The sequence below is a fragment of the Pseudoalteromonas distincta genome (assembly GCF_000814675.1).
Taxonomy (GTDB): domain Bacteria; phylum Pseudomonadota; class Gammaproteobacteria; order Enterobacterales; family Alteromonadaceae; genus Pseudoalteromonas; species Pseudoalteromonas distincta.
The window spans coordinates 879,403-893,511 of the sequence record NZ_JWIG01000001.1; the positions used below are offsets into that span (position 1 = coordinate 879,403).

The window sequence follows — 14,109 nt, forward strand, 5'->3', positions numbered from 1 at the left end:
TTACGATAAATAAAACTGCTTTCCTGCAGATTTAATAAAATAGCCGAGCTTATCAGACTCGGCTTTTTCAGCCCACTGATAAAATACACTGCGTGAAACTCGCGCACTACAACCATACGGTAGCTTTAAATAAGGCACCTTTGAACCATTGTAGTCTTTTATATGCAAGGGCTGCTGAGCGCTCACTAGCCACTGCCTAGCTAAATTATCAATACAACACAACACTTGCCCTTGCGCTGTATTTTCAAAACGCCAATCAACAATAATAAACGGCACATCTTCAACCGTTATTGTTATTTTTTCGACAGGGGTTTTTAAATAAAATTGCTCATCTTCTTTACACAATACAGAAGCAAACAGCTTCACCATGGCTGGGCGTGTTATTTCGCTGCCATCGTAAAACCATTTCCCTTCATTATTAATAACAATTGGCAGCTCCCCGCAATGGTTAGGCTGCCAACTATCAAAAGGTTTGCTTGGCTCGCTTAATCGCTTGCTAAGCTCACTTAAAGAAATCACTGTTTTTTAAGTGTTATTGCAAATGTAACAGGCACAGCTGTTGCAATTGAAGGCAAGCCCGCTAACTCTTGCAGCTTTTTAACGCCTTCGGTTACACCAAAATCATCACTATTAATAATAATAGGTGTTAATGATGATACCGTTAAATCACCACTTTGCGTGCTGTTAACGAGTACATCAATTGCCAATGGTTTTTTATTACCATGAAAATCAAGCTCAGCTTTAATACCCTTCAATATGTATTGACCAGGCTTTTTAATATTACTTAGCTCTTTAGTTAAATTTGCAGTTAAAACAGCATTGGGGAATTTAGCCGCTTCGAATAAAAATGTAGCTAAACGCTCATTACGAATAGGGATTAGAGTTTCGGCTGATGTTAAATCAACATTAACGCTAAACTCACCTTTATCAGAAAGCATACCTTCAAGGTTAGTAAAATGGTGAGCTTCAGCAATCGAATCTTTTTTAATTGAAACAAAGCTTAGTTGGCTTTTATCATTCACTAGCTGCCAATTGGCCTGAGCAACATTAGAAATAACTAAACTTGATAAAGAAAAACCTGCAATAGCTAATGCTTTAAACATAACGCACTCCTTAGTAATAAAATGAAAAGAATAAAAATGATAGCACTTCGATGGTATCACCTGCGATGTACCCAAACCACCTCGAAGTGACGAATGAATAATACAATTGGTATAGCGCAAAAAAGAATTAATTAGATAGGATTTTTAGGCGTAAAACAAAAAACGGCCCACCAAACAAGTTGGTAGGCCGGTATAGCAAACTGGGGAGAAGCTATCAATTTGTTGCACCCTTTCAGATGCATCATCAACAGGATGTCCTACAGGATAGGACAGGCGGGACTTTAACAAAAGCACGCATTAAAATACAATCATATTCCTGTAAAACAGCTCGAATTGACGAACATATAACTATTTAATACAAATAGTTGCTTAAATTAACCTTATTTTAACTAAAGCTTGCATATAGCTAATTAAATAGCTGTTATTCGCCCTTTTTATTAAACATAAAAAAAGCGCCAAAAGGCGCTTTAATTAAAATGCTCAAATTGCATTAATGGGCTTGTTCCCAGTTGTCACCCTCGTCGGCTTCAACAATAAGCGGCACATCAAGCGTTGCAGCTTGCGACATCAGTTCACAAATATGTTTTGTGTATTCTGGTGCGCAGTCTGTTTTAATTTCAAATACCAATTCATCGTGTACTTGCATAAGTAACTTAATCGTATTTGGCGCCTGTTCGTGTACCCAGCGGTTAACGCTCAGCATTGCCTTTTTAATAATATCAGCAGCAGTACCTTGCATTGGCGCATTAATAGCAGCACGTTCAGCTCCTTTTCTGCGCGCGCCATTACGTGCGTTTATTTCTGGCAAATGTAGGCGGCGACCAAATATTGTTTCAACATAGCCATTTTCAGCTGCTTTTTCACGTGTTGTTTCCATGTACTCTAATACACCTGGAAAACGCTCAAAGTACTTATCTATGTAATGCTGCGCTTCATGGCGTGGCACATCTAGTTGACGTGCTAAACCAAATGCAGACATACCGTAAATTAAGCCAAAGTTTACTGCTTTCGCCTTGCGGCGCATATCGGTAGTTACATCATCAAGCTCTACACCAAATACTTCAGCGGCAGTTGCACTGTGTACATCTAAGCCGTTAGCAAATGCATTTAATAAACCTTTGTCTTGTGAAAGGTGCGCCATAATACGCAGCTCAATTTGGCTGTAATCGGCAGCGACAATTTTATAACCATCTGCAGCTATAAACGCTTCACGAATTCGACGCCCTTCTTCTGAACGAATAGGAATATTTTGTAAATTAGGATCGGTTGAACTCAAGCGCCCCGTCGCTGTAATTGCCTGATGATAAGACGTATGTACACGCTGGGTTTTCTCATTCACCATTAATGGTAATTTATCGGTATAAGTTGATTTAAGCTTTGATAAACCACGATGCTCTATAATTACTTTAGGTAGTGGATAATCATGAGCAAGCTCTTGCAATACTTCTTCTGCGGTAGAAGGTGCACCTTTAGGTGTTTTTTTGATAATAGGCAGGCCAAGCTTTTCAAACAACAGTACTTGTAGTTGCTTAGGGGAGCTTAAATTAAATGGTTCGCCTGCTATTTCAAATGCTTCTTTTTCAAGCTCAATTAAACGCTCGCCTAAACGCATGCTATGCGCTGCAAGCATATTGCTATCTATTGCAACGCCGGTTCGTTCAATATCAGAAATCACACTAACAAGTGGCATTTCTATATCTTCGAATACAGACTTTAGCTTTTCATCAGCCGCTATTTTTGGCCAAAGCACTTCATGTAGGCGCAAAGTAATATCGGCATCTTCTGCAGCGTAAGGCGCAGCTTTTTCAAGTTCAATTTGGTTAAAGGTAAGTTGCTTTTTACCTTTGCCAGCAATATCTTCAAAGCTAATATTTTTATGACCTAGATATTTAAGTGCTAGCGAGTCCATATCGTGGCGTGTACCCACACTATTAAATACGTATGACTCAAGCATGGTGTCAAACTTAATACCGTTTAGCGCAAAACCTGCATTCGCTAATACACTTTTGTCGTATTTAAGGTTTTGCCCTACTTTAGCTTTATTTTCATCGGCCAAAATTGGACCTAGCTTTTGCATTACAAATTCAAGACTTAATTGCTCAGGCGCACCCGGGTAATCATGCGCTAGAGGTAAATACACAGCTTCACCCGCTTTTACGGCAAAACTCATACCCACTAATTGCGCTTTCATATAATCAAGGCTGGTAGTTTCTGTATCAAATGCAAATAACTCGGCACTATTTAATTGCTCTATTAACGCATCAAATTGCGCTTGCGTTAAAATAGTTTCGTAATGAGCATCTTCTACTTTTGGTAATTCAGTGGCTTCGGTAGGTACAGCTAAATGTGTTTCTGCATCTTTGGGGTTATCTAGTAACTCAGCTAACCAACGACGAAATTCGCACTCACCATATAGTGCGATTAATTCATCTTTATTTGGCTCTTGTAGTTTGAACGTATCAAGATCTGATTCGACTTCAACATCGCACTTAATTGTTGCAAGCTCATAGCTTAAAGGCAGATGATCGAGAGCTGCAGCTAACTTTTCACCTATTTTGCCCTTAATCTCACTTGCGTGATCCATTACACCTTGCAACGAGCCATATTTCTCTAACCACTTAACGGCCGTTTTTGGACCACAGCCTTCAACACCTGGGATATTATCGACCTTATCGCCCATTAGTGCCAAGTAATCGATAATAAGCTCGGGGCCTACACCAAACTTTTCAACTACGGTAACAGGGTCTGAAATACTGTCGGTCATCGTGTTTATTAATGTAACGTGTTCATTTACAAGTTGCGCCATATCTTTATCACCAGTGGAGACAAGGACATGCCGTTTTTGCTCAGTTGCAATGCGTGCAAATGTGCCAATAACATCATCAGCTTCAACGCCTTCGATACTAATTAGCGGAAAACCCATCGCTTTGATAATGCTATGTATTGGTGCTATTTGCGTACGTAAGTCATCCGGCATCGGCGGACGATTTGCCTTATATTCGCTATACATATCGTTACGGAACGTTTTGCCTTTAGCATCAAATATAACCACCATGTGTGAGGGATCATATTGTCTGATCAAGCTTTTAAGCATGTTGATCACGCCATAAATAGCGCCCGTAGCCTCACCTTTAGAATTAGTTAAATGCGGCGGAGAATGATAAGCACGAAATAAATATGACGAGCCATCAACTAAAATAAGTGGGTTTTCGGGGATCTGAGCCATGGTGAATTTGGATCCTAAATGCAAAAAATTAAGGTAATTATAAGCATGCCATAAGGTAGTAAATAAAACGACTGTGAATTACTGTTTATCGTGTTATTAAAACTAGAGCAAGCTGTGGATAAGTGTGTAGATAACAGCCACGAGCTATTCTTCCAAAGCATTATAAAATGCCTAGAAAATACTTTAACTGTATGTTTTAATTTAAAAAAGATAATACGAGGTTCTTTTTTTATTATTTTAAACCAATGTGGAAAAAGGTTTTCTAACGACTGCTTCTGTTGTTATTCACTTTGATTATTCGCGTCCATTTAAATAACCGGAGGAGTATTCTAGCACAATGGATCGAAGATCATAGCGATCCTTTATAATTTTTTTAAAGGCAAAGTGATCGCAAATGGCATAAACCGCAAAACGACTTGCACTGCGAATGATTTTTGTACTAAAAATTTATTTTCGCGAGAAATTTTGAGCATGTTAAACTTCATCCGATCGACTTATAAAAAAGACTTTAGGGGCACAAAAGCATGAAAAAAGTAGCAGTAATATTAGCAGGGTCTGGTGTGTACGATGGTAGTGAAATTAATGAAGCAATTTTAACTTTATTACATATAGCCAAAAATGGCGCAACGTATCAGTGTTTTGCACCAGATATTGAACAACTTCATACCATTAACCATTTAACAGGTGAAGTGATGCCTGATAAACGCAATGTATTAACAGAAGCTGCTCGCATTGCACGAGGTGACATTAAATCGCTGATTGAACTAGACGTGACTCAGTTTGACGCATTAATTGTACCTGGCGGTTTCGGTGCTGCAAAAAACTTATGCGATTTTGCAATTAAAGGCGCAAAAGCAAATATCAATCAGGACGTCCTTAATGCTTGTAAATCATTTGCAAAAGCGAATAAGCCTGCAGGTTATATGTGTATCGCACCCACATTGATCCCATTTATTTACGATAACGCCGCACTTACTATTGGTAATGATGTAGAGACAGCACAAGCGCTAAGCACATTAGGCGCTAAACATATAGATTGTGCGGTTGACGGTGTAGTTATCGATGAACCAAATAAGTTAGTTACCACCCCTGCTTACATGTTGGCAGAATCGATTCTTGAAGCCGACGCAGGGATCGCAAAACTAGTTAGTAGCGTATTATCAATAAATTGATTTTGATCTTAGGATCTAAAAAGTTAATTGAATGACTGATTGCGCTTATTAAATTGCTTAACAAAAAACAGTAAATAATTAAATTTTATTGCGTTAACGCAAAAAGTAGTCAGTTTTATTAATAAAAACGGCTCTTAGCATTTTATAAATTGGCTCAGAGAGTTATAATCGGTTTAATTTCCGTCATCTTTAATCGTGATTGATCACGTTCAAATCGAAGTGAGCAAGGCCAAATGAAAAAATTAACAGCTGCAGCATTATTATTGCTAGCAACCACTGCATACGCACAGCCATATGATAACTCTATGACTGAAGATGCAATTAAAGCACGTCTCGCGCCGGTTGGTGCTGTATACCTTGAAGGCGATAAAGCTGCAGTTGCAGCGGCGCCTACAGGTCCTCGTTCTGGTGAGCAAGTATATCAAGGTGCATGTTTTGCATGTCACGGCACTGGTGCACTAGGCGCGCCTAAATCGGCTGACGATTGGGCTCCACGTATTGCTAAAGGTAAAGATACTTTACTTGAGCATGCGCTAAATGGCTTTAATGCTATGCCTCCAAAAGGCACGTGTATGGATTGTTCTGATGATGAGATTAGCGCTGCTATCGACTTTATGACATCTAAATAAGCTCGATTGAAATATACAAAAAAGGTTTACTTCTGTAAGCCTTTTTTAATGCCTAAAATAGTGTATCTAGCTACTGCTTTAGTAGGAATATCAACTTGACGATAAGCACTAAAAGTGAAAGTATAAGGCTAATAACTATACAATAAAAATAGCCGGTTAGATCATTGGAAGATAAACTATCAGTATCGAGTAAATTGGCGTATCAAAATAAACGCCTTAGAGCGCTTCTCGAGAAATACAAACAATCACATCACTTACAAAATGCCCTGATCCAATTATCAGAGCAGGCAAGTACTGTGGCCGAGCTAACCCTGCTATACCCCGCCATCCATGATATTTTACAAAAGTACGTACCTAGTAAAAGTTTTTATGTGGTGCTGCTAAATCAATACAGTCAATCACTGGAACTTTCTTACTTTTCAGATGAAAAAGATGGTATTGCCGTCGCCCTTAACCAATCAAATAGCTTTGATGAAGGCGCCACGGGTTATGTATTTAAACAGGGTAAAACCACATGTTTTACCAAGCAGCAAATGCAAGATGCTGCAGCAGAAGGTTTATTTAAAGCATTAGGCACTCCTGCCGAACATTGGGTAGGCGTACCTGTTTACCAAGAACACAATATTATCGGTGTATTAGCAGCGCAAAGTTACGATACAAAACAAGGCTATAGCTCACAGCAAATACAATTACTCGAGTTTATGTCGCTTTATTTGGCAACAGCAATAGAGCGTGTAAAAAAACGAGAGCTCCTTGAGTCAGAAGTTAAAATTCGCACCCGCGCACTCACTCAAAGTAACGATGCACTAAACCTTGAAATAGAGCAGCGTAAACGCGCACTTCAACGCCAACAAATTCTATTTAAAATATCTGAGATAGCAACACAAGCTAAAAACCTTGATGACGCTTATTTTAAGATACACGAAATAATAAAAACAATTACCTACGCAGAAAACTTATATATTGCACTTTATGATAAAGAAACAGGGTGGATTAGTTTTCCTTATTGCGTAGATGAATTTAAAGAAAATACACAGCCAAGACGCTTTGCTAAAGGTTATAGCGAACTGGTAATAAGCACCGAAGAAACACAACTAATACACCCATGTAGAGCAAAAGAATTAATAGAAAGCGGTGTGGTACAACGTTCAGCACCTGTACCAAAAGAGCAAATGGCCACTAGCTGGTTAGGCGCTCCACTTAAAACAGCTCAAGGTGTTATCGGTCTTCTTGTTTGCCAAGCCTACGATAACAAACATATTTTCAGCCGAGATGATTGCGAGTTAATTACCTTTGTATCGCATCAAATTGCAGCTGTTTTACAAACAAAGCTCGTCAATCAAGCAATTGCAAAAAGCCATCAAGAACTCGAATTTAGAGTAAACGAAAAAACCAAAGAATTGCGTCAAACTAATCTGCACTTACAAATGCAAATAGATGAGCGAAAAAAAATAGAGCAGCAGCTTTATCATGATGCACATCACGATTCACTTACGAGCTTACCTAATCGCAGTCTATTTTTAACTCAGCTCGAAAAAACGCTACAACATTATCAACGTTTTCCTGAGCACCACTTTGCTGTTTTGTTTATCGATTTAGATAAATTTAAAGATATTAACGATCAGCTTGGCCACCATGCAGGCGATCAATTTTTAATTAACGTAAGTGAGTTATTTGCCCAATGTATACGCGAGCATGATTTACTAGCACGCTTAGGCGGGGATGAATTTGTTATTTTATTAACCCATTTAACTGAGCCTCAACAAGCAGAAGATGTTGCAAATCGTATTATAGATTTAATGAAAAAACCCTTTTATCTCAAAGGTGAGTCTTTACAAAGTGGCGCAAGTATAGGGATAACCTACTCAAAGAAAAGCTATACGCATACAGATGAAATTATTCGTGATGCCGATGCCGCCATGTATCACGCCAAAAACTCAGGAAAAAATCGTTACGAGTTATTTCATCCGCTATTAACGCAATCAATACCTGCGCAGACTCTAAAAGCACAACATCACCTTGATATATTACCTATGAGTTTTAGAAGCTCAGAAATAATTACGCTTGATGAGCAACAACAGTCTGAATCTTTATTTGAAGCATTTGGTGAACACCCAATACTTGGCTTTACTAGCTTTGATATTTTGAAAAAGTTTGCATCAGATAAAGAGCAGCATCTGCAAGTAGAGTTACAACTATTACAACGCGCCTATGCACAAGCAATTACTGCAAATGTAGCTATGGCATTGGTTCCTTGCTCTGGTTTGCTACTTGAGGAACACGAATTTGTTTTATTTACAGATACGCTAAATAAACAACAGGGACAAAGCCAACTCTGTTTATTATTTGATGAACAAGAAATTCGCCACGCATGTGCAACGCAAATAAAAAACCTCAAAACGCTATCACAACTTGGTTATTCAATTGGTTTAAACAATTTTGCTAAAGACAGGTGCGAACTTAATTTACTAACCGATATTAATTTTGATTATTTACTACTTAGCTCGACCTTTAGTAAACGTGTTTTACAGCAAGAAAGTTACGATTTTCAGCTACAGGGCGTGCTTGCAATTACAAAGCTCAAAGCAATGAAGGTCATTGCTAAAGGCCCATCAATACTTAATTTTAGAGCTTTATTAGATAAACACGGTTTGGCATTTTTTGTAGGAAAACAACACGCTCTAGTATGTTCTGAGTTACCTGAAGTGCAAGCAACCCAGTCTTTATAAAGTTAGCCTGAGGTATTACTCAGGCTTTTTAAACATCGCTCGTAAGTTAGCGACTCTTGCTTGGCCTTTTTCCATGCGCTCTGCTTGGGTATTTGGCGCCTTTTTGTTTTCGAACGCGAGATCGTCCTGCGGTAACTCTTGTACAAATCGGCTTAATTCAGTTTGTGAGGTTTCACCAAATTGACGACGTATCTTTGCATAAGTAAGTGTTAACTCCTGCTGTGCGCGAGTAATACCAACATAAGCTAAGCGACGTTCTTCATCTACGTTGTCCTCATCAATACTTACCTGATGCGGAAGTAAACCCTCTTCCATACCCACCATAAATACGTACGGGTACTCTAAGCCCTTTGATGCATGTAGTGTTGATAAGTGCACTGCATCGGTTTCATCTTCTTCTTCGTTACGCTCAAGCATATCGCGAAGGGTTAGCTTGCTAACAACCTCGGCTAATGTCATTGGTTCGTTGTCGGCATCACCTATCAACATATCTGTTATCCAACGATACAGCTCTGATACGTTTTTCATACGCATTTCAGCCGCTTTTGCACTCGGTGACGACTCGTACAAATATGCCTCGTAATTAATATTACGCACTAAGTCTTTAACAGCTTCGAGCGTATCACCGCGTACTGCGTTATCAGATAGCTCAACAACCCAGCGTGCAAACCCAGCAAGCGCATTAAAGCCACGCCCTTTTAGTCTGTAGCCTAAATCGTTATCAAAACAGGTAGCAAACAAGCTCGCGTGCTTTTCATTAGCAAGCGTACCAAGCTTTTCAAGGGTAACCGTACCTATTTCGCGTCGCGGTGTATTTACGATACGTAAAAAAGCATTGTCATCATCTTGATTAACTAGCAAACGTAAATACGCCATAATATCTTTAATTTCTGAGCGAGCGAAAAACGACATACCGCCACTAATTTTATAAGGGATACGGTTACTCATTAGTGATTTTTCAAAGCCACGTGCTTGATGATTACCACGATATAAAATCGCGTAATCTTTATAGCTGGTTCGCTTCATAAACTTATGTGAAATTATTTCAGCAACCACACGCTCAGATTCATGCTCTTCATCGCGGCACCCTATTACTTTAATCGGCTCACCATAACCTAGTTCACTAAATAACTTTTTCTCTATGTCATGTGGGTTATTCGCAATTAAAATGTTAGCCGCTTTTAGTATTCGCCCTGCACTTCGATAGTTTTGTTCAAGCTTTATAAGTCTAAGCCCTGGGTAGTCTTTACCTAATAACACTAAGTTTTGCGGGCGAGCACCACGCCATGAGTAAATTGATTGATCGTCATCACCTACCACAGTAAAACGGGCACGCTCGCCTACTAGCAATTTAACAAGTTGATATTGGCTTGTATTGGTATCTTGATACTCATCCACCAGCAAGTATTTAAAGCGTTGCTGCCAGCGCTCACGAGATGTGGCGTTATTAGTAAGTAACAAAGTAGGGATCATAATTAAATCATCAAAATCCAGTGCGTTATAAGCACGCAGTTGATTTTGATATCGCGCATACAACTGTGCAAACAATGCCTTTTGCGCATCACGCGCTTCGCGTATTGCTTGCTCTGGCAGTACTAATTCGTTTTTCCAACTACCAATTTCCATTTTAAGTAGTTTGAGTAAGTCCTTGTCTTTTTTTAGCTCATCTTCGGTGAGTTCACTAAGAAGCTGATTGGTATCTTGATCATCAAATAACGAAAAGCCGGGTTTAAACCCTAATGTACTTAACTCTTTTTTTATTATTTCTAAACCGAGTGTATGAAACGTTGATACCCATAAACCTTTAGCGTCTTGCTTACCGAGCGTTTGCAGTACTCGCTCACGCATTTCTTTGGCTGCTTTATTGGTAAAAGTAACGGCGGCAATATTTCGCGCTTTGTACTCACATTTTTTCACTAAATAAGCGATTTTATTCGTAATAACACGGGTTTTACCAGAGCCTGCGCCCGCGAGTACTAAGCAGGGACCACTAATATATTTTACGGCTTCATCTTGTTTAGGATTGAGTTTCATAACGACCAAAGAAATTTAAAAGACACGCAATTTTAACGTAACCATTACAGCGAGCATAGCAATTGCCTTAATTAATTAAGGTAAAGATGATCATGTGTTAAATACCGTGGGTATAAGGTAATATTAGTTATTATCATTTAGGCAATGCCGAAGGGACAAATATGATCAACCCAGCAAAACTTGAAGAAATTGCTAAGCAAATTACTAGCAATATGCCACAAGGTGTAAAAAACCTAGCAGACACACTCGAAGGTAAAACAAAGCAAGTTCTACAAAACAAGCTTGCTGAGATGGACTTTGTGAGCCGTGAAGAATTTGATGTGCAAAGCCAAGTACTTATTCGTACTCGCGAAAAGTTAACCGAACTTGAAGCTAAAGTTTCATTGCTTGAGCAACAACTTAGCGCTAAAACTGACGCTGAATAATTATACCAATTGCATTAAATTAGTGTTCTATTATAGCGATAAGAAAATAGCTCAATAACAAGGCTAAAATTATGGTACATAGTTGTTCTATATAAATAATTTTTAACGTAGTTAGTGAGTTATTTAATACGCTAAAATGATCATTTTTTTAATAAAATTGGTATTAATTTAATGTACAAAAAAGGCAGCTTAGGCTGCCTTTTGCGTTTTACCAAGTTTATTCAAATAGCTCATCAAGTACATAATAAGACAACTTAGCCTGCTGAGCTAAACTCACACTCAGCATTTTTTGCGCAACTTGTTCGCCAGTTATTGGTTTGTAACGCTTTAAAAACGCAAATCGTGTAATAACAGGAAAAATAATACTGCCTATCTTTTCTGCCACTCTAAATTGCTCACGATCGCCTAATAATAAAGATGGTTGTAAAATACTTATTTTATCAAAAGGGAGTGCTTTAATATGTTGCTCAAGCTCTCCCTTCATTTTCAAATAAGCACTATTACTGTGCGTATTCGCCCCGCTTGATGACACTAAGCAATAATGCGTAACGCCATTACATGCCGCTAACTGCGCCGCTATAAACTGATAATCAAAATCTACTTTACGCTGAGCGTGTATCGAGCCCGCTCGTTTACGGGTTGTGCCCAAACACGAAAACAATACATCACCTTTAAAAAGCTCAACATATTGAGTTAATTTTTCAAAATCAATAACGTGATTAACTAGCTTTGCGTGTGTAATAGGCAAAGCCCGACGACTTAACGTAACTACTTTGGTATAACGATCGCTATTAAGTAACTTATGGAGCAACTCATTACCGACCAAGCCTGTAGCACCTATCAACACCGCCGTTTTAGTCATGGATTTATTTATTTTCACCCACTTTTTTAAGTACGTACTGTACTGCTTTTTTGTAGCTTTGCGTTTCTTCACTCGCGCACGTTACTACAGATTCTAAATCATGAAGATGGCCGTTTTCTAAACCATAAACCCAACCATGAACGCTTAGTTCTTGGCCGCGCTCCCAGGCATCTTGCACAATGTTAGTACGACACACATTACGTACTTGCTCAATTACATTTAGCTCAATAAGGCGGCTTAAACGTTCGCTTTCTGGCATTGCGTCAAGTTGTTCAAGATGCTTTTCTTTTACATCTCCTACATGGCGTAGCCAATTATCAATAAAGCCAAATTTAGCATTGTTTAAAACGGCTTGTACGCCACCACAACCATAGTGACCTACTACCATTATATGTTTTACTTTTAAAACCTCTACAGCGTACTGCATAACCGATAAGCAGTTATGGTCAGTGTGTACAACCACGTTAGCAACGTTACGATGTACAAATAATTCGCCTGGTAATAAATCAACTATTTGATTTGCAGGTACACGAGAGTCTGAACAACCAATCCATAAATACTCTGGATTTTGTTGCATAGATAAAATTTTAAAAAACTCAGGGTCTGCTTCACTTGTACGAGCAGCCCAACGTTTGTTGTTATCGAATAAATTTTTTAACTTTCTCATTGCATCTCTTATTAAGTCGAGGACGGAAATTTAATGGACATTAGCAAGAATCAAAATATTACGAGGCGTTAACTGCTTTTCACAAAACGTTTTAACGCTTACTTGATAACCTTGCTGTTGCAAATATAAAGCACGATCGAGCACAAGCCAAACTTCAATTGCTCTTCTGAACACATGTCGAACCAGTTCAACTCGGTCAGTTATTTTTTTTCGAGCCACCCCAACCTCTAAATATTTAATATAATCAATGTCTTGAGGTAACTTTATTGCCTTTTCATCTGCAGCCCATGCACAAAACGATTTAAACGAATCTGAGAATATAGCTTTGTTGACCGAAGGTACGCTTACGTAATATTGCTCGCCAGTGATCGACTTTCTTAGTGCATCAAAACCAAGTCGCCACTCAAGTTCTGTTTTACGCACTTTTTCCAGACGAGAAGGCGCTGTGACAGTTTCTTGTAATGCGAGCTTTAAATCACGATGCGTTAGGTTAAGCTCACTTTTATTTGCATCCTCACTCATTGCACGGTACTCATTAGCCGTGAATAAATGGTAGCAACAAGGTGAAAAGCTAATTTGCTGTACTTTCGCTAAACTTGCTTGGCGCATAAATGCTTGGTGTAAGCCACCGCATGCGTGAAGTGCTACAGCATGCATATCTGTATTAAAAAATTGAGTGACATCGTCTTTTAATACATCTGCTTGGCTAAAGTGCATTGCTAAGCCTTGTTGCTGTGCACTTTTTTGTCCTTGCTCGCATAAGCTTTGTTGCAGTTCAATACTATGCACATTGCTTGCGCCATTAAACGCAAGCATTCGACCTAAGTGCCCTTTACCCGCGCACCACTCTAAAACAGGTTGCTTGGTATTAGGTAGTGCAGATACAAAATCTTGTAACTGTGCAAACTTGCGACCTTTAATGCCGTTACTTATCCAAAATGGATAATCAGCTTGAGAGTGGGCTGAGCTAGGTAACTCACATAGCTTTGCAAGTTCATCAAGTTGGCTTATGTGCTGGCTAAAAAGTTGGTATAGCTGGTTTTGATCGTTATCAAGAACGCTTACCTGATCATCAGTTAGTTCGCTAAGTATGCCTTGTAGCTCTGGCCAAGGTATAGTGTCAAAATCAAATGCGGTGCACTGCCAATACTGACGATGACGCATTAAAAGTGAATCAAGTGCTAAAAATTGCTCAGCTAAAGTCATAACAGCTTAAAAAATAAAAAAGACAATTAATTATATCAGTTTCGGGAATTACCTAA

At 38.8% G+C, this 14,109-nt stretch carries 11 protein-coding genes; 4 read left to right on the forward strand and 7 right to left on the reverse strand.

Going from position 1 to position 14,109, the window contains the following annotated elements:
• The 3 genes from QT16_RS03885 to polA form a co-directional block, all read right to left on the reverse strand.
• Nucleotides 1–519 (reverse strand): DUF1285 domain-containing protein, encoded by a 519-nt coding sequence (locus tag QT16_RS03885; protein ID WP_039485925.1) that lies wholly within the window; start codon nt 517–519, stop codon nt 1–3.
• The gene (locus tag QT16_RS03890; protein ID WP_039485927.1) at nt 516–1,103 is read right to left on the reverse strand and encodes a YceI family protein; all 588 of its coding nucleotides are present in this window, start codon (nt 1,101–1,103) and stop codon (nt 516–518) included. The genes QT16_RS03885 and QT16_RS03890 overlap by 4 nt, the downstream gene beginning before the upstream one ends.
• A 490-nt stretch (nt 1,104–1,593) precedes the next feature.
• On the reverse strand, nt 1,594–4,329 hold the full coding sequence (polA, locus tag QT16_RS03895) for a DNA polymerase I (protein ID WP_039485929.1): 2,736 nt from the start codon (nt 4,327–4,329) through the stop codon (nt 1,594–1,596).
• Between the two features lie 524 nt (nt 4,330–4,853).
• Between polA and elbB the strand changes: the two genes are divergently transcribed.
• From elbB to QT16_RS03910, 3 genes are all read left to right on the forward strand, one after another.
• Nucleotides 4,854–5,501, forward strand: coding sequence for an isoprenoid biosynthesis glyoxalase ElbB (gene elbB / locus QT16_RS03900; RefSeq protein WP_039485931.1), 648 nt, complete (start codon nt 4,854–4,856; stop codon nt 5,499–5,501).
• 233 nt (nt 5,502–5,734) lie between these two features.
• Nucleotides 5,735–6,130 carry a c-type cytochrome gene (locus QT16_RS03905; RefSeq protein WP_002959908.1) on the forward strand — a complete coding sequence of 132 codons (396 nt, stop codon included), beginning with the start codon at nt 5,735–5,737 and terminating at the stop codon, nt 6,128–6,130.
• A gap of 164 nt (nt 6,131–6,294) precedes the next feature.
• The gene (locus tag QT16_RS03910; RefSeq protein WP_039485933.1) at nt 6,295–8,859 is read left to right on the forward strand and encodes a sensor domain-containing diguanylate cyclase; all 2,565 of its coding nucleotides are present in this window, start codon (nt 6,295–6,297) and stop codon (nt 8,857–8,859) included.
• Between the two features lie 15 nt (nt 8,860–8,874).
• Here QT16_RS03910 and rep read toward each other — a convergent pair whose 3' ends face one another.
• On the reverse strand, nt 8,875–10,893 hold the full coding sequence (gene rep / locus QT16_RS03915; protein ID WP_039485935.1) for a DNA helicase Rep: 2,019 nt from the start codon (nt 10,891–10,893) through the stop codon (nt 8,875–8,877).
• 161 nt (nt 10,894–11,054) lie between these two features.
• Between rep and ubiK the strand changes: the two genes are divergently transcribed.
• Nucleotides 11,055–11,318: a ubiquinone biosynthesis accessory factor UbiK gene (ubiK, locus tag QT16_RS03920; RefSeq protein ID WP_002959905.1), complete on the forward strand. Its 264-nt coding sequence runs from the start codon at nt 11,055–11,057 to the stop codon at nt 11,316–11,318.
• 217 nt (nt 11,319–11,535) lie between these two features.
• On the opposite strand, the gene QT16_RS03925 is transcribed toward ubiK, so the two are convergent.
• Genes QT16_RS03925 through QT16_RS03935 form a run of 3 tightly spaced genes read right to left on the reverse strand, consistent with a single transcriptional unit; the run spans nt 11,536 to nt 14,053 of the window.
• Entirely contained in the window at nt 11,536–12,180 is a 645-nt protein-coding gene (locus QT16_RS03925) for an NAD(P)H-binding protein (RefSeq protein ID WP_039486098.1), read from the reverse strand.
• A 4-nt stretch (nt 12,181–12,184) separates the two neighbouring features.
• Nucleotides 12,185–12,847, reverse strand: a complete 663-nt coding sequence (can, locus tag QT16_RS03930; protein ID WP_039485938.1) for a carbonate dehydratase — start codon at nt 12,845–12,847, stop codon at nt 12,185–12,187.
• Nucleotides 12,848–12,877: 30 nt separating this feature from the next.
• The gene (locus tag QT16_RS03935; RefSeq protein ID WP_039485940.1) at nt 12,878–14,053 is read right to left on the reverse strand and encodes a methyltransferase; all 1,176 of its coding nucleotides are present in this window, start codon (nt 14,051–14,053) and stop codon (nt 12,878–12,880) included.
• Nucleotides 14,054–14,109 lie beyond the last annotated feature (56 nt).